Source organism: Photobacterium sp. GB-210 (assembly GCF_003026075.1).
Classification (GTDB): domain Bacteria; phylum Pseudomonadota; class Gammaproteobacteria; order Enterobacterales; family Vibrionaceae; genus Photobacterium.
On record NZ_PYNU01000004.1, the window covers coordinates 38439 to 63498 of the forward strand.

At 35.0% G+C, this 25060-nt stretch carries 21 protein-coding genes; 5 read left to right on the forward strand and 16 right to left on the reverse strand.

Features of this window, described 5'->3' with window-relative positions; translation table 11 throughout:
• Positions 1-16: 16 nt before the first annotated feature.
• The 4 genes from C9J38_RS08425 (at position 17) to C9J38_RS21995 (ending at position 3724) form a co-directional block, all read left to right on the forward strand.
• The gene (locus C9J38_RS08425) at positions 17-418 is read left to right on the forward strand and encodes a thiol-disulfide oxidoreductase DCC family protein (protein WP_107206680.1); all 402 of its coding nucleotides are present in this window, start codon (positions 17-19) and stop codon (positions 416-418) included.
• Between the two features lie 401 nt (positions 419-819).
• On the forward strand, positions 820-2703 hold the full coding sequence (locus C9J38_RS08430; protein ID WP_107206681.1) for a methyl-accepting chemotaxis protein: 1884 nt from the start codon (positions 820-822) through the stop codon (positions 2701-2703).
• Positions 2704-2920: 217 nt separating this feature from the next.
• Positions 2921-3052 carry a hypothetical protein gene (locus C9J38_RS22115; protein WP_255418312.1) on the forward strand — a complete coding sequence of 44 codons (132 nt, stop codon included), beginning with the start codon at positions 2921-2923 and terminating at the stop codon, positions 3050-3052.
• Between the two features lie 159 nt (positions 3053-3211).
• Entirely contained in the window at positions 3212-3724 is a 513-nt protein-coding gene (locus tag C9J38_RS21995) for a hypothetical protein (protein WP_233217813.1), read from the forward strand.
• A gap of 121 nt (positions 3725-3845) precedes the next feature.
• Here the strand turns inward: C9J38_RS21995 and C9J38_RS08440 are convergent, their stop codons facing one another.
• The 10 genes from C9J38_RS08440 to C9J38_RS08485 all read right to left on the reverse strand — a co-directional run bounded on the left by C9J38_RS08440 (position 3846) and on the right by C9J38_RS08485 (position 15697).
• Complete coding sequence (locus C9J38_RS08440; RefSeq protein ID WP_107206682.1) at positions 3846-4550, reverse strand: hypothetical protein; 705 nt, start codon at positions 4548-4550, stop codon at positions 3846-3848.
• Between the two features lie 137 nt (positions 4551-4687).
• On the reverse strand, positions 4688-4873 hold the full coding sequence (locus tag C9J38_RS08445) for a hypothetical protein (protein ID WP_107206683.1): 186 nt from the start codon (positions 4871-4873) through the stop codon (positions 4688-4690).
• Between the two features lie 284 nt (positions 4874-5157).
• Positions 5158-6180, reverse strand: coding sequence for a hypothetical protein (locus C9J38_RS08450; protein WP_107206684.1), 1023 nt, complete (start codon positions 6178-6180; stop codon positions 5158-5160).
• Positions 6181-6227: 47 nt separating this feature from the next.
• Complete coding sequence (locus C9J38_RS08455) at positions 6228-6929, reverse strand: fimbria/pilus periplasmic chaperone (protein ID WP_107206685.1); 702 nt, start codon at positions 6927-6929, stop codon at positions 6228-6230.
• A gap of 23 nt (positions 6930-6952) precedes the next feature.
• Positions 6953-7459: a fimbrial protein gene (locus C9J38_RS08460; RefSeq protein ID WP_107206686.1), complete on the reverse strand. Its 507-nt coding sequence runs from the start codon at positions 7457-7459 to the stop codon at positions 6953-6955.
• A 28-nt stretch (positions 7460-7487) separates the two neighbouring features.
• Positions 7488-8189, reverse strand: a complete 702-nt coding sequence (locus tag C9J38_RS08465; protein ID WP_158259500.1) for a fimbria/pilus periplasmic chaperone — start codon at positions 8187-8189, stop codon at positions 7488-7490.
• A 13-nt stretch (positions 8190-8202) separates the two neighbouring features.
• Positions 8203-10581, reverse strand: coding sequence for a fimbria/pilus outer membrane usher protein (locus tag C9J38_RS08470; RefSeq protein ID WP_158259501.1), 2379 nt, complete (start codon positions 10579-10581; stop codon positions 8203-8205).
• Between the two features lie 185 nt (positions 10582-10766).
• Positions 10767-11372, reverse strand: coding sequence for a fimbrial protein (locus tag C9J38_RS08475; protein WP_107206689.1), 606 nt, complete (start codon positions 11370-11372; stop codon positions 10767-10769).
• Between the two features lie 806 nt (positions 11373-12178).
• A complete protein-coding gene (locus tag C9J38_RS08480; protein ID WP_107206690.1) occupies positions 12179-15100 on the reverse strand; it encodes an Ig-like domain-containing protein in 2922 nt (973 codons plus the stop codon).
• A 21-nt stretch (positions 15101-15121) separates the two neighbouring features.
• Entirely contained in the window at positions 15122-15697 is a 576-nt protein-coding gene (locus tag C9J38_RS08485; RefSeq protein WP_107206691.1) for an outer membrane beta-barrel protein, read from the reverse strand.
• A 968-nt stretch (positions 15698-16665) separates the two neighbouring features.
• Here C9J38_RS08485 and C9J38_RS08490 point away from each other — a divergent pair.
• Positions 16666-18021: a DUF4397 domain-containing protein gene (locus C9J38_RS08490; RefSeq protein ID WP_107206692.1), complete on the forward strand. Its 1356-nt coding sequence runs from the start codon at positions 16666-16668 to the stop codon at positions 18019-18021.
• A 131-nt stretch (positions 18022-18152) separates the two neighbouring features.
• Here the strand turns inward: C9J38_RS08490 and C9J38_RS08495 are convergent, their stop codons facing one another.
• The 6 genes from C9J38_RS08495 to C9J38_RS08520 form a co-directional block, all read right to left on the reverse strand.
• Positions 18153-18530: a hypothetical protein gene (locus tag C9J38_RS08495; RefSeq protein WP_107206693.1), complete on the reverse strand. Its 378-nt coding sequence runs from the start codon at positions 18528-18530 to the stop codon at positions 18153-18155.
• A 136-nt stretch (positions 18531-18666) separates the two neighbouring features.
• Positions 18667-19230 carry a pyridoxamine 5'-phosphate oxidase family protein gene (locus C9J38_RS08500; RefSeq protein WP_369918800.1) on the reverse strand — a complete coding sequence of 188 codons (564 nt, stop codon included), beginning with the start codon at positions 19228-19230 and terminating at the stop codon, positions 18667-18669.
• A gap of 112 nt (positions 19231-19342) precedes the next feature.
• Positions 19343-19897 (reverse strand): dienelactone hydrolase family protein, encoded by a 555-nt coding sequence (locus C9J38_RS08505; RefSeq protein ID WP_107206695.1) that lies wholly within the window; start codon positions 19895-19897, stop codon positions 19343-19345.
• Positions 19898-20079: 182 nt separating this feature from the next.
• Positions 20080-21612 (reverse strand): phospholipase D family protein, encoded by a 1533-nt coding sequence (locus C9J38_RS08510; RefSeq protein WP_107206696.1) that lies wholly within the window; start codon positions 21610-21612, stop codon positions 20080-20082.
• A 485-nt stretch (positions 21613-22097) separates the two neighbouring features.
• A complete protein-coding gene (locus tag C9J38_RS08515; RefSeq protein ID WP_107206697.1) occupies positions 22098-23093 on the reverse strand; it encodes a hypothetical protein in 996 nt (331 codons plus the stop codon).
• A gap of 47 nt (positions 23094-23140) precedes the next feature.
• Positions 23141-24292 (reverse strand): DUF4062 domain-containing protein, encoded by a 1152-nt coding sequence (locus C9J38_RS08520; protein WP_107206698.1) that lies wholly within the window; start codon positions 24290-24292, stop codon positions 23141-23143.
• Between the last annotated feature and the right edge of the window lie 768 nt (positions 24293-25060).

A 25060-nucleotide genomic window follows, 5' to 3' on the forward strand; every position in this document is an offset into this window, starting at 1 on the left:
CCAGGGAATATGAAAAATGGAAAAGATGATCATCTTTTATGATGGAAGTTGCCCACTTTGCGTCGCTGAAATGAAACAACTTCGACAACTTAATAAACATCAAAAATTACAATTTGAAGATATTCTTGCGCCTGATTTTATCCAACGCTTTCCTGATATATCAAAAGAGAAAGCCAGCACTGTTTTACACGGTTTACTCTCATCTCAAATAGGCGCAGAACAACAGCTTTTACTTGGTCTTGATGTCACTTATAAAGCATGGAACCTGGTTGGTAAAAAGAAATGGTTAAAAATACTCAGGCTTCCTGTGATACGTATCGTTGCCGATAAAGCATACTTATTTTTTGCCAGAAACCGTTATCATATTTCCTATTTATTAACCGGAAAATCCCGTTGTAATAGCTGTTCAATTGATTAATAGACGTCAGCTAAGCTAAATGTTTAACACTATGCTCAATCACGATCTTTCTTTTCTATTAGGTTATTTATCTTTTGATAAATCAGTGGAATGAGCCCAATACGACATCCATAACTTAACATCACGGTTGACTATATTCAGCCGCTACTCTTTATTAATATACGCTAGAGTTTTAGTTCTTGTACTAAGTACAAAAAACAATTATTCCCAAAAAAATTAAAATCAATACAAGCCTAACATTTAGAATAAAACGCCATCAATCAGACTACACACAGTCATAAAAATGACAATTTTAATTCTTTTAAGTGATACCTCTAATTTTTGTATTTATTTACGTGCATATATATAAAACACTATTTACACTCGCCGCACTTTCTAACACCTCATTTTCTGAGACAACAATGCAACTATCACTGAAACAAAAGCTGATCAGCGCGAGCTTGTCTGCTGTTGTCCTTATGGCAACAGTATTAACTTGGCTTGCTGCCAGTAATTTACAACAACAAACAAATGAAAATATCTTAGATCGCGTACAAAGCGTAGCAACCACAGCTACCAGCGGTATTGAAGATTGGATTAATATCCGTCGCAGTATTACCTCCTCAGTCAAAGAACCCTATCAAAAAGCAGATCTTGTGCCTTTCCTTCAACAAGCACGTGATGCAGGCGGTTTTGACGATATCTACTACGGTACCGTTGCAGGACAAATGCTTCGTTCACACCCAGAACGTAACCGTGCTGATTACGATCCTCGTACTCGCCCTTGGTACGGTGACGCCGTAAACAGCAACAAACAAGTGATCACCACCGCTTATCAAGACGCTATTACTAACGCCCTTTTAGTGACGATTGCCGAGCCTATTCGACATAACGGTGCACTCGCTGGTGTTATCGGTGCCGACGTATTAATTGATCAACTCATTAACGATGTGATCAGTTTGAACGTTGGTGATAATGCTCATGCTATGTTAATCGATAAAAAGAATGGAACTTTCCTTGCTCATTCTGATAAGTCACTGTTATTGAAACCGATTGCTAATTATAGCAATCAGTTAAACATGGGTAACATTGAACAAAGTGCCAATACAAACCGCTTAGAGCAGATCTCAATCAAAGGGGTAGATAAGCTATTTTACTTTGCAAATATACCAAATAGTGATTGGATATTTGGTCTTGAAATGGATAAATCCACAGAAGAAGCCAGCTACTATTCACTATTAACAGAGTTAATCATCACTGCTATTGTGATCACTTTGATCGTGGTTATGGCGGTAGCGTGGTTAGTAAACTATCTTCTTCGCGATCTTAACCGTGTATCTAAAGCACTGGCTGAAATTGCAAATGGTGAAGGTGATTTAACGCAACGTTTAGAACCAAGAAGCCAAGACGAAGTCGGTAAGCTTGCACTAAATTTCAACCAGTTTGTCGGTAACATGCACCAAATGGTGACTCGATTACGTCATGTTTCAGAATCACTTAATCATCAATCTCATATAACCGCTTCACAAGCCGAAGAGCGCAGCACTCGTATTCAGCATCAGCAAGATGAAATTAATATGGTCGCAACAGCAATCAATGAAATGGCAGCCGCCACACAAGAGATTGCTGCCAACGCAGAAAACACAGCAAGAACATCAGAGCAAACGGTAACCGCTTCTAATCACGGTGCAACACAGGTCAACCAAAGCCAACAATCCATCAGCACATTAGCGCAAGAAGTGGATACGGCAACATCTGTGATCAGTGAGCTAAATCACCATGCTCAAAGCATTACAACTATCCTATCTACAATTCAAGGGATTGCTGAACAAACCAACTTATTGGCATTAAATGCCGCGATTGAAGCAGCCCGAGCTGGTGAGCAAGGTCGAGGGTTTGCTGTTGTTGCAGATGAGGTACGTGTACTTAGCCAACGGACGCATGCATCAACTCAAGAAATTCAACAAATGATAGAGACCCTACAAAAAACCACAGGTCAAGCTGTGAATATCATGGAGGATAGTCGTCATCTCTCTGAAACCAGTGTTGATGATGCCAATGCAGCAGCAGTAAGCTTGTCACAAATTACGACTGCCGTAACCACGATCAATGATATGGCAACACAAATTGCTTCCGCCGCTGAAGAGCAATCTTCCGTAACATCTGAGATCACCCGTAATACAGAGGGAATTCGTGATGTTTCTAATGAACTTGCTGTAGAAGCCAATGAAGCCGCCAAACAGGCAGCTGAGTTATCAAATTTATCTCATGAACTACAACAAGAAATCAGTCGCTTTAAACTCTAAACATACCGTTATAACAACGAAAAACTAACGACAAAAGCTAGCATATAACATGCTAGCTTTTGTTCTATATACCGCTAACTACTATGCCAATATTTCCATTTCTCTTCACACTTTGTTTCAGTATTAACACCATGCGGCATGGGGTAACCCAACAGATCGCTATAAAGATGAATATGAAAAACACTTAAGCGCAAGCTGCCCTATTGCTAGTGATAACATGAAACATTTCGTCTATTTTGCTAAAGACAGACAAGCCATTAAATCTCATCCTTTACTCAACAAACCTCGTTTTGTAGGCGCACAAATCATGTATTCATGGTCTGACTTAGAACCTCAAAAAGACGTTTAAGATTTCTCTATCATTTTTGATGATTATGAATACCTAAAAAAGCACGGTAAAAAACTGTTTATTCAACTTCAAGATGCAATCTTCTATTCTGAAAATAAAGCCGTACCTAAATACCTTCTCACTATTAGTGCAAGCATTAGGACGCCAGTTTGACGAAAAATGGAAGGGATAAACTTACAAAAAACCGCTATTGGTGTATCAGTAAAAACCGATCCAAGCTTTAATGAAAAAGACTATATAACAGGTATCAAAGCAAACATGCTGACCTTGAAACAGACGTTTCCTTCCTCAACAACCATGCAATATGCCAACTTTGTTAACGGTGAATGGCTTCCTTGGGAAGACAAAGGTTACCTGAAAAGTATTTATCGATATGGCGAAAAAATGGGTGTGGGATTAGGTGCACCTGATCTCATGGTTAAGCGTCGAGGACAATTAAACCATGCTTTAGCTATGATGCATGAAAATAAGTATTCCGTCCCTTTAGGGATTGCCATTCAAGACGGTAATTACATAGGGCAAACAAACACAACTGCAGTAGTTGAAAAACGAAACAACATCGCACCGATGCTGCACTCATTTAGTCAGCACTTCCTAAAAGTAAAATACATGTTCTGGGGATACCAAGAACCCTACTTTACAGAAGATGTTGTTACTTGCTTAAACGCTTAACTTAACACATCAGGTTAACAGCAAAGCCAGCATTTATTGCTGGCTTTGTTAACTTAAAACGAACATATAAATTATTGCACAGACTAATAATAAATAAGTAATAATTCGATAAATAATAACTTTAATAATAATTTATTGTTATTGTATATGATCTTAAAAACCGTCCAAACTGAGGTCCGGTATCATTACGGGGATTAAAATCCTTAATCGGCTTTACTATTATTTGATACTTTAAATGATTAAGCTCATATAAATTATCATTATATATATGACCAAACTGAATTGGATCAAACCCATTACGATAAAAATGAACATCAACTGCATCACGGTTAATTTCATCAAATACTTCATTTGGCGTCATTGTATATGTCGCATACATCGTATTCGGTTCAGGAGAAATTCCTGCTTGTCCAGTACTAATATCACTATGTGTACACTGTAGAGCAGCATCTAGATCTCGCATACTTGAAGTCTCACCGGGAGTCATATCACCAACATCATTATTCAATTCACTATCAACAAATCCACATGTATTTTGAACAATATGTAACTGTATATAATCTGTATCAATTATTGAGGTATTATTATTTGTCGTTCTTTTGGTATGTATCGGAATACTATAAATTGTACTTACAGGACTGATGGGAACTTCAAATTGAATCTTGGTTAATTTAATATCGTAACTTGCTTTATAACCATCAAGCCTTCCATTACCTGTTTTAAAACTAAAACCAGCTCGAACATTGTTTCGACATTTTTTTGTATCATAATCACTATTTTTAGGTTGAGGAGTTGAATTGTAACCTCTTGGAAACCAGGTTGGCACAGGATCTCCCCTATTAGACCAATCATAATCACAATTATTTATATTTCCCCAACTCTACCCCTTTCGCTTAATTCTCATACGGTTATATGTATTCACAATTGTTGCTTGGATATCTTTAAATTTATATGTTGGCACACCTAGTTATGCTCTCTAGCTAAAGATAGGCCATTCCAAACATGATTCTTACCAGTATCAAACTCACCGTTATAACCATCAAGATTGACATCAACAATAACAGTACGTCCCGGATTTACATAAATATGTTGCTCATTAGCCTGTGAAAAAGAAGAAATTAAAGATAAACACAGAATCCTTTTATTCATTAATTAATACCAATATAAATATAGCGTTTTAAAGATTAAATTTTATTAAAATATTCTAATATTAAAAATATAAGATAATTTAACAATCTCGATATACAACAACCACAGTTTATATTGTAATAAAAAACTAATATAGAGAATAACAAGATACCATTCAATTCCAAAAAGGAAACAGACTATCTTTATCATTAAAATAACTATAAAGATGAATACTTTACTTATTGATAAAAAAAGGCTTAAGCTATTAAAATATAGCTTAAGCCTTTTTAAAACCAATATCATGATTAAAAATAATCAATTATTACATTATATGATCGAGTAAAAGCACCAAACTGAGCAGCCGTGTTATCATGAGGATCAAATTCATCAATTGGACTTGGTATAACTTGATATTCCAAGTTGTTTAATTCAAATATATCATCATATACTTGACCTAAATTAACACGAACATTATTCGGTCTAAATAAGAACACATTTACAGCCTTGTCATTAAAATTACTCGCTATATTCTCTTCAATACGATAATTTGCCAACATTGTATTTTCCGTATTCGATAAGCCAGCATTAACAGCGGTTCCAACTTCATTATTTTCAGAAATACAGGTTAAATCAAGGTCCACTGGAGTTCTCGGTCCATCGATACCGGGTGTAATATCGCCAACATTAATATCTATATCAGCGTTATTAGCTCCAAACGTACAGGTATTTTGTATAATATGTACAGTGATTCTATCAGCAGTGCCGACATTAATAGGTCTATCAGCATTATTTCTTTGCACTCGATGGAAAATAGAAAATCTTTCTTGTTGAGTGGTAGCATTAGCGGGTACAACTATACGTACCTGATTTACTCTAGTTCGAAGGTTAACTCTCCAATTATTGCGCAAAACCCGATTTCTGAGGTGAAACCCCAAACGTTGACTTCCTCCTCCACAAAATCTATGCAATATATTACCCGCTAAATTATGGCCAGGAAACGCACCAGGAAGTGGATTACCGCCAAGGTTACAATTCCAATTTGTTCCACCACCATTAAATAACAAGCGAAATGTTGATGCAGTTCCTACCATACTAAGAGTTATATTACCTCTAGTTTCAGATCGTGAGTATTCGTCACTAGTACCGACTCGTTCATGAGCCCAAAAGAACTCACTGTTAACTAATTGATTATTTAAAGTAATTCCATCTAGCACAACTGGAACTACAACGTCTCTACCTGGATTAACAAAAACATCAATATCATTAGCATATACATTAAAAGTACTGGTAACAATTAGGAACAACATGATTCCTTTAATTTTAATCATTCTGATAGCCTAATATGTATTCTATAATTAAAACGTTTAATTAGTATTTAATATCCTAATTTCCCTTGAAAATGACTGACTGTTCCGTAATCATTAATAGCGTCAAATTCAAATTTTGAGATTGTTGCTACATAATTGTTTTTAATAAATACTGAACTTTCAGGTGGAAAAACACCTAACTGCTGTTTCATCTCATTGTTTAGTTTTATTTCTTTACCATTAAATTTAACGTTAACTACTGCTAGATAAAAAGGTGTTGGATTCGTAATTTTTATATTTCCATTAGATTTAACAATTGATAATAATTTCTCAGCATTAGCCCTTTTACCTAAAAGAACTTTAGGTCTATAAATTAGTTTTACTCTTGTTTTTAAAGCTAGTGTTATTCTACTTTTTTTAGACTTATCAACAGGTGGTATTTCTTGTAAATTGAGCCAGTACAGAGATTCATTATTAAGAGATGACGATTTATGTGTATTTAGCAGTCTAACAACTTGTGTTTCACCTTTGTTAAATTTAAAAAAGTTAGGCATAGGGATAAAGTTAACGTTTTTATCTTTTTTATTTTCGTTCTCTATCCATATTTGAGCAGCGTATGTTTTATCTGCTATATTCTCTATCTTAATTTCAACGCTTTTATCGCCTTCATTAACAATATATCTTGTTGCGTTTAATTGTAATGCAGCAAACGAATTGCTACTGTAAAAAAGTATAAATAGCCCAATATGTAAAATATATTTGAATGTCATGAATCAACCTAAGTAAAATACGATTAATAATAAGTTAAAGTAATTCTTAACTTGCTTGTAAACTCCCCTGCATTTAAATCTGTATAATTACCGTTACCCGTGTAAATCAGTGTAGCAGTAACATCATGGATAAATTCTGTTTCATTACCGATAGGAACAGGGTAGTTTTGATCAAATACCAAGTTACTGCCTTCAACTAAGAGTTTTATACCAAGTTCATCTTTACTCGTAGAAAGTATTCCATCAGAACTTCCTAATGTATCAATAGGGTCATATTTGATATTAATGCCGTCAATAATTTCAGGCCTAGCGCAATGAATCACAACTGGCACTGTTTCTGTTATAATACCCGTTATTACCTGCCCCGTATCAACAGTTTCAAAATCAACGGTTTCATCATTATTACTATTAACAGTACAACCTGGACTAATAATATTACCGCTAATATTTACAGTTACTTCAGCTATATGTGCCATTACGTAATTAGATGATAAAAGTAATACTGCAAAAGCAATTTTATTCACACTCATATAAATACCATTTAATAAGTCTTAGTAATTACCCATTGATAATGTATTCTCTACTACTGCCAAAATCATCGAGTGCATAAATTGTAATTTTTGAACTAGATTTAACCTTTATCCCAGATAGATCTATTGAACTTTTTGGAGAAAATAATCCTAATTTTTTATCAACGGATTTATTAAAATTAATCAATTTACCATCCACTATTACTTTACTAATAGCAAAATAATATGATGTTGGGTTAATTATCTTATAACCATGATTCACTTTTTCTATTTTTATTTCTTTTTCTGCTTCCAAACGAGTCTTTTGTAATGATGTTGGTCTGTATATCAACTTCACTTTTGTTTGAAGCGCTATTTGCATAAAGCTATCAGGAGTATCTTTTGGCCGAGGTGGCATTTCAAGAACATTAATAAAAAAGAGTGACTCTTGATCCTTTCTTATATTATTTCCAATCTTTTTTAATCTTATAATTTGTCGACCATTTTTTACTATTTTAAACATTGAAGGAAGCACAATAAAATTAACACTATCCGTATTTATTTCATTCAGATTATCTATCCATACTTGGCCGCCATAGTTAACATCACTATCATTGACAATTTTTACGGTAATATCACCTTGTCCTTCATTATAAATATAACGCGTTTTGTTCATTTTAAGCCCAGCATATACACTGCTAGAAAGTAGCATACAACTTACTAAACAAAATGATATTAAGTAATTTTTCATTAAAACCTCAACATTATTGGCAATATATATCTTTAACTTCATTAAGATCTGGCTTAATTTTCGAAATGTCCACTTTACAAGTTTGAGTATTTGTTTTGATATGTAGGTAATGTGAAGGTGAGTCAAGCGTTGCCATTAACACCCCTTGTGTTGCAATAAAACCAACATAAACATTATCGTCCGTTGTTACCTGTGAACCTAATGGTAATTCAGTTCCATTCTTATCAAACACACGAAGTAAGTATCTTTGCACTTTCTTATAATCAAATTTACGAACAATTATTGCTTTATCAGTCGGAATTACATTATATGACGTTTTATTTAACTCAATATCATGAGATATATCTTTACTATTTAAATTAATACGATTCTGTGTATAAGTTGAAAGCGGAATAATAATGTTTCCAAAGTTATCAGCTTTACGACCGTTAACTTTAGCTTTATCTATCCCTTTTGTATTCACAATTGCTATAGTTTGCGAGCGACGGCTTGAATAAGCAATACCAGCCCCTTCTGCAGCAGCAACTGAGCCCGAGATAGATCCGCCAACAGACGTTGAGTTATTACTCGTTGAAGCATTAAAACCGATAGCAACAGGATTCAAGTTGGCATTTGTACTAAATGACGCAGAACGTTCAGACTTCGAAGCACTTGCACTTACAGAATGAGAAATATTATCACTGCTGTTGAATGACGTATTGGTACTAACGGTAGTCCCAGATGTTTTAGAATAAGTCACTGATGAATTAGTGAATATATCTCGTTCTTTATAAGATAATGGAATACTTAAACTTAGAGTCGTTGAATAGTCCTCACCAAGAGATTCAGACGATGTTATTGAACCACTAATACTTGCAGTCACACCATTCTCAAATGCTGTTGAGAATGATACGTTGCCACCATATTCGCTAGCGATTATCCCTCGATAATTACTGTACCAGCCAGAAGCAGATAGATATGAATGATCAAAACTATGCGTAAGAATTGTTTCAAATCGATTTCTTAATGACTCACTGCCATACTCATCAAAAGAATCAGGATCAAAGCCATTAAAATCAACATAACCAGTACTGTGGTATTCATACGCTACAAATTGAACATGTGTACGTTCTGTAATATCTTTCACATAACGTAAACTTGTGTTGATCCCTTCTAGACTTCTTTTTTGACTTTTATCCGTTTTGTTATATTCGCTTCTAGAGCCATTGACATTAAAAGAAATTGCACCGAAATAGCTTAAAGGAACTCCAGCTCCTATACCTAAGCTTTGGTACTTATCATGTAAAACCACAGCTGTATTTAACGTTGCATACCTAAACCCACGATCTAAAGAAGCAAATATAAATGGATTTTTAATATAGTTATCAAAATCACCTTTGCGTCCCGTTGCTATATTATAATCGTAGTCACCTTCAGCAAGCAGATTTGGTAACGTTGACATTGGATATATTTTTTTAGTAATTTTTCCAGTGTCACTTTCTACCTCCACAACAATATCTTTACTTCCAATAGGGTTAATATTACTAAAAGAGTAATGACCTGCAGGGATATCACGAGAAAGTAATATATATTTACCTTGCTTAATGGTAATTGTTGAGCTGGAATCAGCAAATCCTTCGATAATCGGTGCATAACCTCTCGTTTTATGAGGTTCCATTGAGCTATCAGAGTATAATGTTAAGCCGACAAAACTAAAATCATTGAGTACAGATGATCGGGTATATGTTTTACCAATAGAGAAAGCACTTTTTATTGGTTTTATCGCTGTTGACACAAGATATTCTGAAGATCTTATACCTGTTTTATTAGTACCACTCGCCTGTGTTGTAAATACCCAGCGATCATAGTTCATCTGTAAATCAAAATTCACAAATGCTGAAGATGTATCTTTACCATGATCCCGATAATAGTGATGACTTGCATTTGCATTGTAATTTAGAATAAAACCATTAGCACCATAGTCCCAGCTATACTCATTATCTTCTAATAAAATAAGTTGTGGTAATTGAAGCGATAAAGATTGCGTAGAAAAATCAAATATAGCTGAAGCTTTCGGTATTTTTTCTAAATTATAGCAATGATCTGTTGGATTGAAAGCGTCGATCATTTTCTCATAATTAATAGGTAGATCTAACGTTTCTAATAAAGTTAATGGCAAACAAATAGATTCTTTATCATCATCTTTTATCACTAAAACATGACGACCATAATTTTTATTATTTAGATAAAAATCAACCAAATATTTTCCAGGAACATTGCTACTTGAATAGTCTAAAAAATCTGATCTTACATTTTTGCCACCATTCATAAATGAAGTATCAAACTCAGTTTGTGCCAAGCACAAAGAAGAGTTCATAACAGCTAAAATAGTAATCACATTTTTTATATGCATGCGTATCTCCATCGCATTTCAACCACGAATTAAATCCATCTTAATTTGTAATCATTGGTCTCTAATAATTAATAGAGTTCTTGTGATATTATGCTTACTGTAATGTTCACATATAAGTTATTAATAATATAATTACTATTAATAAGAGTAATTGAGAAGCACTTATAAAGTACTTCTCCAATTTATTAACGATAGCCGACAACAAATTTAGCTTGCGATTTTACGTTACCAGCTGTTACTGCTGGTTCTGTACTCGCATCATCAGAAGATTTTACCATTTGTGCTTTAAATTGATATCTTGTAGGTGTGTGAATAGCATCAGTACCTGGAGCTATTTTCTCAAAATGAACACGTGAATCAGTTGATGTAATTTGAGTGCCATCGTCTCCTTTCATTAATCTTACTGCAACTTTTTGTGCTTTTGATGCATTTGGCGCCAAATTAGCCAAGTTATTATCAGCATCCCATCCATTAACAGGTACCCAAAGAACTGTCACATCATGAGCTGCAGTGAAACAATCAGAACCATCATTTTTTTTTGCTGAAACAATATCAAAAACGACTTCTTCGGCATTACCAGCTTCTACTTCATCAACAGTAGCTGTCTTTAAATTCACAACGTTAGAAGCATTCGTTGTACCATCACTGTCTTGAATAACAAAATTACATGTTGCTTTCGTTACTTCTCCTTGAAATATAACATCACCTTGATTTGCCAAAGCTGATACTGAAAAAAAAGCAGTAGATAGTAAGATAGTAGAAGCTAATGTAGTCTTTTTATCCATTTTCATATTATATCCTTATCAATATTCGTTGTTCAAAAATGCATTTAAAGTATTACCTTTAAATATTTCATTTTTCACATTAAATTTATTTCCAACAAAATAAATTAGTTAACACCAGCGTGTTTAATTAAAATAAAAGCGATCAATTAACATAAGAGCAATTAATTAACACCAGAGCGATTAATTAACACCAGAGCGATTAATTAACACCAGAGCGATTAATTAACACTAGAGCGATTAATTAACACCAGAGCGATTAATTAACAGCAGAGCGATTAATTAACAGCAGAGCGATTAATTAACACCAGAGCGATTAATTAACACCAGAGCGATTAATTAACACCAGAGCGATTAATTAACACCAGAGCGATTAATTAACACCAGAGCGATTAATTAACACCAGAGCGATTAATTAACATCAGATCAGTTACCTTTTAAAGTGAATAATTAAAAACCATATTTTTTATAGGTCTTTATTATAACAACCAGCTATCATAAATCAACCAAACATACCTTTAATGAATAATTCATCATTGTAATATGATATCAACCTCAATATTTCTGCAACAATGTAAATAACAATGCAATCAATAGCGTTAGGTTAATATGTGATTTTTAATATATATACCTCCGACACTCATTATATTTAGTTAATACATACGTAAAAACAATCATCTAATATTCACGATTTACTAAAATCACACTTAAATATAATATTTTGACCATTAATTAATATTTAATATGGAAAATAAAACGGCTTATTTATAGATGAACTAGCTACATTAATGGGCATTATCATAGGTATACTAATTTCAATATGACTCAAAAATAGATGTTTCTCTAAGTGAAAACGAATTAGGATCTGGCATAAATTCTGAATCAACAGTACTCGTATCACCACCAAAATAATCTCGTCCCCAGCTTACGACTTCTCCATTATCTTTTAGTGCAGCAAAAGCAAATAATGTTGCTTGAATATGAATTACGCCAGACTTTAAGCGTGAAACTAAATTAGCATTTTCTGTAGGTTCAGTTACACCATCAGTTGATGTAATTAAACCGCCGCCATGATTATATCCCCATACCACGACAGAACCGTCACTTTTAATAGCGGCAAATGCTTCCCTATTACCCACAATATCTTTAACACCTGAAATCAATTCAGAACTCACACTACTTGAGTCACCACCTGCAGATACATCTCCCCAAGTGACGACTGAACCATCATTTTTAATTGCGGCAAATGCATCTGTTGTACTAGAGATTGCTTTAATATCAGTTAAGTTTACACCTGTATTATTTTTGCCGCCGCAGCTTTCATCACCCCAAACAATAACGCTTCCATCTTGTTTTAAGGCTGCAAAAGCAGATGACGTGGAGAAAATATCAACAACACCAGAAGATAAATGATGCTCGAGCCCATTAATATCCGCCCCCCCATCTGTATTACCCCATACCTGCACCGAGCCATCTTTCATTACTGCAGCATATGCAGAGTCGGTTGTATGAACAGATACAATATCATCACCGTTAAGAGGCGTACCAGTTGCGGAACTAAAAGTAATCTCATTCGCTGACGTCTCTCCACCTGACCAAGTGAAGATTCTCCCCGTTGAAGTCACTGCGGTAAAACCAGGACGTCTTTTCCAAATTGAGTCCTGCTTTCCTGAATCATAAACTTTCACAACATCATTAAGTTTTAATACTGTCGGGTTTGCACTAACATCCCAAGACACAAGGTCGTCACCTTTTAGTGCAGCGAAAGCATTTTCAGCAGAAAAAATTACGTCAATACCTTCAGGGACCTCTTCTTCAACGACTTTGGTATAGCTTCCGTCATGATTAGGGTCATACCATGTATAAACTTTACCAAATGGTATCTCACCAGTGTCATCATAAAAATCTAAACCCGTTACACAAGCAAATGCAAAACGTGATGCGACACAATCTTTAATATAATAAAGTTTATTAGTACCGAAATTTGGATCATATATCCCCATCTCGCCACCATGCCGAATATCTCCCCATGCATTGACAGGAGCTTTCACCCAACCATCAGCATCGTATTCAGGTACATAAACATAAGCCATTTGCGTTGCAACGAGTTTGTATTCGGCTCCTGGTCTTGGCATATATTGGTCTTTAGCGCCTAATGTTTCAGCTCCCCAACCAATAAAATCTGATGAAGAAATAAAAGGATCTAAAGAAGGGCTTTTAGACGCTATGAATGAATAATGATTGCTATGGATCTGATTGACAGTGGCTATAGAGTAAATTGAATACTCAGAACTAGATTTTTGTCCATACTCATCAACACCAACAACCTCTAATTTAACTGCGTGATTTATATCTTCTGGTTGTAATGTATAAGATTCATCAGTCCCGACCACTTTTCCATTAATGATCCATTGATATTCATAACTATCGCAATGCCTTTCACAATATAAAGAAGAAGTTAGTTCGGCACCAGGTTCATAACTCGCCCCACCTAAATCAAGACCTATATATGTTAATGTTGGCTTTTCAGGTGGTACAACATTAACAATTATATTGCCTGTTTGTTTTTTATTCGGGTTATTTGGATCAGCCATGGTATAAGATAAAATATCTTGCCCGTACTTATTTTCAGACGGATTATAGGTAAATTCACTTCCGTTAATTGAAACTGAGCCTAACTTTTCGTTAGTAATTTCTTGGATCTTATTGATGGATGAACCATCACCCAAAGAAAATGTTTTTGATTCACCCGCATCAACATACAGAATAATATCTTTCGTGACGGGAGCAGGTAAAGAGAGATCGATAACAACCTTTCCTTTGAATGTCTGGCCCGTATCATTATTCGTCATTGTGTAAAATATAATATCTTCACCTGATTTTCCGGCGATAGATTTATAGGTAAAACGACTACCAGAAAAGCTAATTGTACCTAATTTTTCACCATAAATTGTGTCTATTGAAATATTAGATGGGCCAGAATTCAATGAGATTATTTTCTCGGTTCCAGTAACCATAGAAACAAAATAGTCTTTTGTAATTGGCACCAAAGGTTCAGGTTTATCGTTAATTACATTAATGGAAATGGTACCTGATACAACCTTACCGTTACTATCTGTCGTAACATAAGAAAGTATGTCTTCACCATCAGCATTAATATTGGGTGTATAGGTAATTTGATTCCCATTTGTAGATATACGACCTAGCGATCCCCCTGATAATGAATCAATAACAGTACCTTTACTTCCAAGACTAAATGATTGAGTTGCAGACGACGCCATATAAATAATGAGATCTCGCGTATGAACTTCAATAATATCAGGTGTAATTGGTGAGCCAGAAGAAGGCTCATTAGTTATTTTGATATGGCCTATCGTCGACGATGTACCATCAAAAACATTGTAAGGTATAACCTGCTCACCAATAAATCCATTAGGAATATAAGTTAAGTTATGATTCGATAATTCATATGTACTAGGGCTTTTAATTTGAAAGTTTTTTCCAATGCTAACAATTAAATGCTTCTGTTCTGTATCAAGGTCTGAAAATAAATTATTAAGATTTAGTGTTATCGCTTTTTGATTAAAGGTAATAATTTCATAATCTTTAGTAATTGGTGGTAAAAACTCAGAAGTATCGTTGCCATTGTTCGAAGGTTTTTCCTGATCGAGAAAACCATCATCTTCGCCACCACACGCTGTTAATAATATAACTAAAGGTATACACGACTTTTTCATAGTACGCTCTTCCTTGTACTTTTAAAATACCCAACTTACGCCCATAGAAACTAATTGATGATCGGTATGCCCTATATCATTATTTCCCATTGATTCCGTACGTTGATATTCCAACTTAATATTCAATCGTGAATTTATATAATAGCGAATACCTGCGCCATATACGGGTGAAAAACCTGTAGCAGTACCTTCTCTTAAACCTTTACTTTTACCTGACCATGCAGCAACACCTGCACTCAAAAATGGGTAGAAATCATTTAAATAATTGCCAATAATTCCTTTTAAAACTAATTGTTGAAAGTTACCTTTAATATTTCCTAATGGATATGATGCATTTCCCTCACCAAAGTATTGGTACGCAACTTCAGTTGATAAATACCGATTAAATTGATAACCAACATGCGTGCCAAACGCCCAATGATCTTGATCAACAGATAAAGCATGTTCATCTCCAGCGTTGGTATAACTTCCTTTGCCGATATCTAGTCCTACATACCAATTATTAGAAACATTATTGGTATCAGCAAATGCAGTAGGAAAAAATAAAATTAAAGATGAGTATAAAATCATCGGTCCATATATTTTCAAGTTATTCATAATAATCCTTTTAATTTATGAACTAATATAACTCTCACCTAGAAAATACTATATTTGCGAATAAAAACAAGTTGCATATCAATAATAATCTTATGTCAACATCTTTAATAGAAGCAATCTCAAACTTATGGTAATAATATGAAAATAACTGTTTATTCAATAAAAATTCAGTTTTTCACTTATTATTAATTAATCAATGAATAGTCGGTGAAATTAGATTTTATTTATTTGTAATTTTGAATTTACGTAACATTTTATTAATGTTTTTATAGTGTAGGCATATAAATGAAAATTGTACATTTAAATAAAGAAAATTAGACATTATTTAAAAAAAACAATAAAATTCACATACTAATATGGTTACTTAAAAATAATGGATGAATAACAAACATTACCCATTATTAATGTTATAACGTAACAATAAATCAACATTATGATAATATATTTTTATTCTTATTATTTGTTAATAAATAATTTAAAAGCACAAACATAAATTAAGAATAACATGTGATAAAGCATTGTTATTTTTAATGAAATAAAAGTATAAATGTAACAATCCCACATCAATAAATCATCCTGATAAATGACTCTCTCCATAATAAAATACAGAACATTTAAATTAACAGGCGAGCAATAAAACGCTTCATAAGAGTAATATTTAACTTCCTTATTAATAAATCACCTATTTTATAAATTTGTTGCTTTTAAAAATGAGTTTCATATACAAACAAGTTAGATCAATGTAATAGAAATGATAACAAACAGAGCGTAAGCATATTTATCTATTTTTAATTTTCACAACAACTTATCCAAGGTTTCTAATATGAAAAAAGTAATAATTCATAGCTATTGAGTGATATTCCTCACAATAAGACAAATGATGCACAGTGACGATTTTTTGCTTGTGAACCAATATATTCATATTGCCGTAGAAATTTTTCCTTAATCAAGCAAGGAAGAGGTTTTATATGAAAAAAACAACACTTACATTACTTACAACTGCGGCATTAATCTTAAACGGTTGTGACAGCGATTCGCATGATGAAAATGAGACAAAACAAGCTGAAATGCCTACTTCACAGTTAAGGGTCACGCATGCAAGTGCGGATGCTCCGCTTGTTTCTATTTTAATGGATGGTGATGTAGTTAGTGGCTTATCTAACGTTGATTATCAGCAAGGTAGCCCATTACTTACTGTTAATTCAGGCAGTCATGATCTGATTGTGCGTGGACTTCTTGCAAACGATGCGACCGCTGATGTGATCACAGCAAACGCAGTAAACCTTGCACCAGATATGCAGTATGACGTCTTTGCTGTAAATAATGTGAATGCTATAGAGCCTGTGATTCTTTCTCGGTCTAATGAAGCCCCTGATGACCAATCTATTCGCGTCGATGTGTTACATGGACACCCCAACGTTGGTGGTGTTGATATTCACGTAACGACCGATCCTAGTATCAGTGCAGATACAATTGCGGTTTCCGATCTCACCTTTAAAGAAGACGATGCAAATCTCCCCGTTACACTTCCCGCTGGTGAATACCGAATAAGGATCACGTTAGCAGGTAACAGTACTGATGCCGATGTAGTATATGACAGTGGCAACATCGCATTAGATGGTGGTAGCGACTTAATGGTCACAGCAGTACCCAATGTAAGCGGTGGTGCCGTTTCTCCTGTCAATCTTCTTGTTGCAGACGGATCAACCGTTAATGTACTGAGAAACACTGGCGAAAACTCAACGGTGCGTGTTGGTCATGCCGTCGCTGATTTAGGTGATGTCGATATAAGAGCCAGTGGCAATGTTGTGTCTGGACTTGATTCGATAAGCTATGAAACAATTAAAAGCCTTGATTTAGCGCCGAACACTTACGATTTAACGGTTACTCCTTCTGGATCAACAACACCTGAAGCCATTAAAGCTCCAGGCACCCCTTTTGCAGCAGGCTCTGAAACAACCATTTTTGCCGTCGGACAATTTGCCGCTCAATCTATAGAACCTGTTATCATTGAAGATGATTTAAGAAGTGTTGCGACATATGCAAAACTAAGAGTCGTTCATGCTAATCCAATAGCTGGCACAGTGGATATTCACGCAGCCCCTACCGGTACAGGATTCTCAGCCGATACTGCGGTATTACAAAATGTGAATTTCAAAGACTCTGCTGTACTTAACGTGGGTGAAGGTAATTACGATTTCGCCGTGGCAGAAGCAGGGACTACCAATGTATTGCTAACAGCGACCAATGTAGCGCTTGCGGGAGGTAACGTGGCAACCGCATTTGCAACTGAAAACGCCATTGCGTTAAACGTCGACAAATAACAACCTTAAAAAACATAACAAAAAGTCCGCAATCTTTTACTACTAGGCGCTAGTAATAAGTTAATTGCGGACTTTTTCATTGGCATTACGCTATCAAAAGCATTGCCTTATACTTACAACGCTGAATTAAACTAATCGTCAATACCGCAATCAGTGCAACTTAGCAGTACGATTTCGTGTTCAAATACACCTACATCGTCACCATCAGCAAAAAGCTCAGCAATTTCTTCTGCTACTTCTTGTTCATCTTCAGCTTTAACTTGATGCGCTAACTCTTCTTCAGAATAACCGTAGAAATTAAGCAATAAATAATCACGAGCTTCATCTTTTGTACAAGTTACGTTCACCGACACTTCAGGCTCAACGTTATCTTGCGCAATAATCGCAGACGCTTGTGCAATAACATCTTCTTTCATCGCTGCGGTTAACCAACCAAGATCAATGCTAACTGTATTTTTTTTACAGTTAAAACATGGCAGTTTCTGAAAGTAATATTGAAAGTCAGTCATAGATAATTTCTTCTTTAAATGTTGTTTTGCAAGATTATGAGCGTTTTCTAGCAAAATACTAGCGTAACAGGCCATGAATACGTTATATCGTGAGTAGTATGATGAAGTATTAGGCGCGAAATAACCGCTTAATTCATTACTCTACGTCCAAGCCAGATCTTTTCGCTATTTCAGTTTCAAAGCCATCGATACTTTTTTGATTCTTTTTGAGCCAGTATTGCTCTATTCCTTCGACACCTTGCTTTTTTGACCAATTCGCCAAGTCATCACGATCCCCCTCATAGCTAAAATACGGAACCGACATGCCACAAGACGACTGAACAAAATCAATATCTAAGATAAATATTTGTCTAGAAGCGACACTTTCTGGAAATAGCTGCACAAACTGACCCCATTCCTCATCTTTAGTATGTAAGACTTTTGCCTTCCCATATACTCGAAAAATGAGCGGAGCTCCTTCAAATGCACAGAACATGAGTGTCATTCGTGCGTTTTTAATAACATGCGATGCAGACTCATTACCGCTACCTGTTAAATTTAACCACGCTATTTGCTTTGAATTGATGACTCTCAATGAATCACCACCTTTAGGTGACAAATTCACATTACCGCTATCAGCGGCAGTACCAACAAAATAGATTTTTTGCTTTTCGATAAACTCTACATGTTTATCTGATAATTCAGAAAATTGTTTACCCAAAATAGTCACCTTCATATTAAGTATTCAATACTAGAGATCGCGCCAAGTTTAAAAACAAACTAGTTGGCTATCCGTTGAGATACAAAGTACATCCTATTATCTGCCGATGAGATCACCTAATTTCATTCAAAATATACTCTAACCCCATCGTCTCACCTTGTTTATCATAAGCATCAGATAAACAATTCATAAAGCCGTGTTTATAAGGCATGATTTGAGTCGTTACATTTACTCGATGAAGAAGTACTGTATTCATAGTTAAAACGTCAAAAGAGGCTTCTTTTTTCGGAAAAATAACCGCTGTTGGTACTTTCGGCTCAATATCCACGTGATGACGTATTTGTGAAGGATAAAAGCAAAGAATACTTTTACAATCAGATGCGACTAATTCGGATATTCGCCAAGCAGCATTTGCGCCTGCGCTAAAACCTATCAGTACATCAGGCTTATCTTTTAATACTGACTCACAAACTAAAGATAAGTAATCATCATGCCCACAAGCTTTAATAAATTGCTCATACGCAGCTTTTTCACTAGAAAACTCAAAGCGAACACCTTGGTAAGGGTCAACGATTTTTACACTGTCAGTATGTTGAGCAATAAATGAGGCCATCTTATCTGTGGTTTCACATAAACCAAAAATATCGGTGACAATAATAACCTTCATAAATGCTCCTTTATATAATTAACCCATAGCAGATACTAATAAATATGTTATTAATACTGAAGTGAGTAACAAATAAACTTCGAAACCAACCGTGAAACAATAGAAAAAAGAGCAACTATTGCATTAAAAACAAAAAGCCAGCCTCAGAGGCTGACTTTGCAATCTCTTATTAAAATTAGTGCTTACAAATACTTCTCTATTGGCAATAACTGTAATAATTCTGATTTCATACGATCCCATTGTTTAGTGTTCGGTTCACTGTCCCATATTTCGTTACCCGAATGCCAATACACATCGCCATCATCCAGACTTAAATGCCAACTGTTAGTGTCTTGCATTGCGCCCTCTAAGGTCGTAGCCAGCTCTGTGGCAATCTTAGGGTTTTCTATCACCAATAGCGACTCAGTATTAAGATAGGTAGAACGTAAATTGAAGTTAAATGAGCCAATCGTCGCTATTTGATGGTCAAATACCGCTGATTTAGCGTGTAAACCGTATACCGCATTCGGTGCACATTTGTCGTTATCTTGAATAACAATCTTGCATAACTTAGCGTCAGGCTTTAATTCATATAAATCCATGCCACTTTCAAGCATCTCTTGCCGTCTACCAGCATAACCAGAATGATTCGTCACAAGATCATTTGATGCCATTGAGTTTGTCAGTGCTTTGATCTCCACGCCCTTTTGCGTGAGCTGCTGTAAACCTGCTAGTTGTTTATCATCAAAGACTAAATATGCCGATTCAATAATGATGTCATTTTTTGTATTTTTCGCCAGTGTAGATAAATACTGCGCCGTTGCTTTTGGCTGATCACTATTATCAACATCATCTGGAATAGGCTTATCTGAAATATATGTGGCTTTGGCTCCTATCATTTTCTTTAACAGCGTTGATAAGTACGTCATGGCTGCATTTGGGCTTTGAGGCAATGCCGGATAGTTTTTATATTCAGGTACAGGAATAGTGTTAAGCATTAACTGTGGTAGTGGCTTAGCTTTATCCCTTAATAAATCAACTGAATATGCCCATTCACTATTCCAATAATCATTAAAGCTGCGTTGAACATCCGCGACAACTTTTCCACTTGCTAATACATCACGATCACGCAAGTTCAGTTCATGGGAAAGGTCAAAATACTCATCACCAATATTACGTCCACCAACAACAGTAAAAGCACCATCAACAGTGAAAGATTTATTATGCATACGACGATTTAAACGTGAAAAGTCCCCTACAAAGCTTATCCATTTGCCTGCATTACGGGTTGGGATCGGATTAAAAATGCGGATATCGATATTAGGGTGTGCATCGAGTTTTGTTAGCAGTGCTTCACGATCGTTTAGGTTAATATCATCAAGCAACACACGAACATAAACACCACGATCAGCGGCTGCTACTAGACGACTCGCTAAATAACGACCAGAGCTATCTGAATTCCAAATATAGTATTGAATATCTATCGTATGTTCGGCAGCTTCAACCAAAGCTAGACGTTGAGCCAATGCATCCCAGCCCGTATTTTGCACCAGAACTGCGCTTGGTGTTTGTGGCGTTATAAATGGATTGTGGCGATCGTTTAATGTCGATAACGCACTGGTTAATTTCGGTGTTAGTGGCGCATCAAGATGCTCTGCTTGTTTAGGCAGTGAGGAACACCCTGTCAGAATAGTGATAAAGATAACACTTGCACCTATCACTTTATTTATTGGCATGTATAACAATATCCTTATTCTGTAAGCCGCGATTCATTCGCTTTTGATTTAATTTTACACCCGCATTGCCATTATTTAATAATAGCCAGCAACAAGCTAGTTATCTAAACAGTCAATCAAATACCGTTAAGCCAACCACTCTCATTTCACCATAATCTATTTCATGCATTGTTAACTTTTCGTCATCGAACACTAAAAATATTTGGTTTGTACTATGTGTTACCAAAAGGATTTCGACGAGTACGTGATTATGGGTTGCTGTGTGGTCGTAATCAGAAATAGCGTCATCGAGTTAACGCTTCAGAAGCAAAGAGAATTTTATTATAAATCAGGGTATTAATATTATTGGTTCACACCAAGGATAACGCTCGACTTCTTTTTGGCATCCCCCTTCATGCTATTTCCAATATTTACTTATATAAGGTGGCTTGGGCTTGTCCAACACTTCGGATAGGTGTCGGCTTCGCGACACATATCCTTATTTGTTAGGCATTTAGTTCAGCAAGAATCACCTCAACTTCTTTACTGTTTTGTAACTTGAAGCTAGATATCATTCTATTTAAATTAGGCAGTGTTAAATTGGCTTTATTCTTGGCGAGTAATTTTCGGAACTTGGTTGATTTGGTGTATTGAAAATCATAACCAAACGTATTGATGAACATCAATAGAACGTAATGCATTGCCTCTAAGCGAAACCAACGAAGCCTTTCTTCATTTGGATTTATCCCTGATAAAAAAGCTATTATTTTATCAACATCAATTTCCTTTTTTTCTATTCCACTTTTAAACTCATCAAATGATATTACTCCGTCCTTCGTATTCATCTGATTTAAAGAAGATTGAAAGTTATTTCTGAAAAAATGGTCTGTATCGTTACTGTAGTCATAATCCAAACCATCAAATAAAGATGCATCGCACATTAATTGTGGGAATATTTTTAAAAACTTAACGAAGTCTAGATCTTTTTCATCTGCTATCGTTGAATCTAAATAGACCATTTCTTTTTCTAGAGCGTTACACCATGAAAAGAATACCAACAATCTGTAAGTGAAAGAATAAAGGTAGTATTGAGCATCAATGTCTTTACCACTCTTTACATGCCACTCCTCTGAATAATTATAATTGAAGTTCCACATTCTGTGGTTTAAAGCTTCAGCAGCATCAATGATACTTACCTTATTTTTTGATATGACTTCTTTGATTTTTTTTCTTTCTTCGTGCTCATGTGTTTTATCTAATTTTTCAATATGAGAATTAGACTCAATTTTTGCTTTTAATTTTTCTAACTCAATGTTGTTTTTATTTTTTATAGCTTCTGACATTTCAAGGAGCTCTTGTTGATGTTTGAATTTTTCATTGTTCATCAATCTATTAGCCCATACTTTACCTAGCCAAGATGACAACCCAAAAATGATAACACCAGCACTTCCAACAGAACCAATAATAGTCGCTGAAACTTTTAATATATCTACTGAATCCATTCGTTAACCTATAATTAATTTTTAAGTGGAAATATGACCAAAATTAATCAGACAATTTCAACATTTTCTGAACTTTCGGTAGTTACTTTTAACTCTTCCATATGCTCTTCAAATTGTTGACTAGAATAACGAAGATCCTTAAACCTACGAATATCACGATCTTGCAGTGATGCATCAACAATTGCTTCACGAGTCTCTTTATCTAAATCAGTAAAGTTCCTCCAATCCGCTTCCATATCTAAAACGAATGATAAAGGATATCTACAACTATAAAATGTCCCATCTGCTTTTACTAAAAAGACTTGAGGCCTGTATCCTTTTTCAACTTCAACTTCTTTGATATCAATAATTTCGAGCTCCTTGAGGAGGTCGCTCCAACTAAAATCAGAAACTAGCAATTCTCTATAATTTTCAGCACGAAAGGCCGCTAAAAATGACATTAATCGTCGATATTGAATAGCTCCTCTAGCTGTTTCTCTAAGGTTTGGTGTAGCTATTGATGCTAAGACAACTGTTTTCAAATCCTCAATTCTATCTGAAAAATCTATATATCTTTTCGATTCAATACTCTTATTTCTGTCCTCATAAAGTAATCGCTGAAACAACTGCGACCATTGCCCAACTAAAGTATTCTTAATATCTTCAAGTTTAGAAAAACCTATAACACTATTATTGGTTGTTCTGTGGGTTAAAAAGTTTATAAATTCAAATATATATGTTGCAGTGTGCTTCTTTTGAATTGAAGGAAATTCAATTTCCTCCATAACCTTTGGCTTATCTTTATTTTTTTCATATACATTATGGTCATGCAGTACTTTCTCATCCACAAATGCATACACGGGTATAGATTTCTCAACGGCTTTAAGTATTTCAAGTTGTGTAATCGATAATTTATCTTTGTTGTCCAAAATAGCTGATTTACTTGAACTATCTTTTAATGCAGTAAAATCAAACTCCTCTAGCAATGATGGTATTCCGGTCCCCCCGAACCTAGGCCCAATGATAAGAACCACCATGTCGCAATTTGGCACTTCCTTAATACAACTTTCATGAGTATGCGATCGAGGGTCATACAAAATATCAGAATAGTCACTCATAACGGGATCATAACCTAATGATGCTATAAAAGGTCTCAACTCTGACCTTACAATTCCCAAGTCGTAACATGTAGAAGAAACAAATACTCTTAGTTTTGCCATAATAATTCCTTTGTACAACTCACGCTCACCTTAAGTGAACAAAATAGTTAAGTTATTGAGTTAACAGTAATGCCTAACGCTGAATTAGGATGTGAGCAACGCAACCACAAAACTAAACCAGACCACCGTAAACACAAAACCCAACGATGGAATGAAAAATGCCATGCGTTGGGAATCAATCTTAAATGCCTTGTTAGGCGACAACTAAACTGTTGAAGAACAAGCTTTTATCAATAATACCAACCGCTACCAAACCTATCAGAGCTAGAGAAAATATAGCTAGCCAACCGTGCTTCAGAAGCAAACTATATTGCGGCCTGATACGCTCAAGCTTCAGCAAGCGGCGATACTCATAAGCCTGCGTATAACACCAAATACACAGAACGACAAATATCAACGTTGCTAGTTTTTGACTTCCCTCAACGCTAACTAAACCACCAAAAATACCTAAAGCGACTACCCCAACAGTATTTTAGACACCCTTAAAGTAATCGATAACCACTTGTTCTGAATAACTATCATATAATTTCATATTCAATCTTCGATAGTTTCGTATTAGACGCCTAACAGTAAATTAATAAGCATTCTTACTTTTACGCTATATTAATACAGCAAATTTTCATTATTCTAATAAATAAAAACATTTATTTTCATTAAGTTAGTCGCAAAAAACACTTTTAATTGATAGATTGCTTTTGATAAAAGTAAGAACTATTTTTAACCCGTTGGATTAAAAACACACCATGAATATTACACTTATATATCAAT

Excerpts from the sequence above, each read along its gene's own strand:
- C9J38_RS08425 (WP_107206680.1), top strand. The coding sequence starts at position 17 with ATGGAAAAGATGATCATCTTTTATGATGGAAGTTGCCCACTTTGCGTC.
- C9J38_RS08430 (WP_107206681.1), top strand. The coding sequence starts at position 820 with ATGCAACTATCACTGAAACAAAAGCTGATCAGCGCGAGCTTGTCTGCT.
- C9J38_RS22115 (WP_255418312.1), top strand. The coding sequence starts at position 2,921 with ATGAAACATTTCGTCTATTTTGCTAAAGACAGACAAGCCATTAAATCT.
- C9J38_RS21995 (WP_233217813.1), top strand. The coding sequence starts at position 3,212 with ATGGAAGGGATAAACTTACAAAAAACCGCTATTGGTGTATCAGTAAAA.
- C9J38_RS08445 (WP_107206683.1), bottom strand. The coding sequence starts at position 4,873 with ATGAATAAAAGGATTCTGTGTTTATCTTTAATTTCTTCTTTTTCACAG.
- C9J38_RS08450 (WP_107206684.1), bottom strand. The coding sequence starts at position 6,180 with ATGATTAAAATTAAAGGAATCATGTTGTTCCTAATTGTTACCAGTACT.
- C9J38_RS08455 (WP_107206685.1), bottom strand. The coding sequence starts at position 6,929 with ATGACATTCAAATATATTTTACATATTGGGCTATTTATACTTTTTTAC.
- C9J38_RS08460 (WP_107206686.1), bottom strand. The coding sequence starts at position 7,459 with ATGAGTGTGAATAAAATTGCTTTTGCAGTATTACTTTTATCATCTAAT.
- C9J38_RS08465 (WP_158259500.1), bottom strand. The coding sequence starts at position 8,189 with ATGAAAAATTACTTAATATCATTTTGTTTAGTAAGTTGTATGCTACTT.
- C9J38_RS08470 (WP_158259501.1), bottom strand. The coding sequence starts at position 10,581 with ATGCATATAAAAAATGTGATTACTATTTTAGCTGTTATGAACTCTTCT.
- C9J38_RS08475 (WP_107206689.1), bottom strand. The coding sequence starts at position 11,372 with ATGAAAATGGATAAAAAGACTACATTAGCTTCTACTATCTTACTATCT.
- C9J38_RS08480 (WP_107206690.1), bottom strand. The coding sequence starts at position 15,100 with ATGAAAAAGTCGTGTATACCTTTAGTTATATTATTAACAGCGTGTGGT.
- C9J38_RS08485 (WP_107206691.1), bottom strand. The coding sequence starts at position 15,697 with ATGAATAACTTGAAAATATATGGACCGATGATTTTATACTCATCTTTA.
- C9J38_RS08490 (WP_107206692.1), top strand. The coding sequence starts at position 16,666 with ATGAAAAAAACAACACTTACATTACTTACAACTGCGGCATTAATCTTA.
- C9J38_RS08495 (WP_107206693.1), bottom strand. The coding sequence starts at position 18,530 with ATGACTGACTTTCAATATTACTTTCAGAAACTGCCATGTTTTAACTGT.
- C9J38_RS08505 (WP_107206695.1), bottom strand. The coding sequence starts at position 19,897 with ATGAAGGTTATTATTGTCACCGATATTTTTGGTTTATGTGAAACCACA.
- C9J38_RS08510 (WP_107206696.1), bottom strand. The coding sequence starts at position 21,612 with ATGCCAATAAATAAAGTGATAGGTGCAAGTGTTATCTTTATCACTATT.
- C9J38_RS08515 (WP_107206697.1), bottom strand. The coding sequence starts at position 23,093 with ATGGATTCAGTAGATATATTAAAAGTTTCAGCGACTATTATTGGTTCT.
- C9J38_RS08520 (WP_107206698.1), bottom strand. The coding sequence starts at position 24,292 with ATGGCAAAACTAAGAGTATTTGTTTCTTCTACATGTTACGACTTGGGA.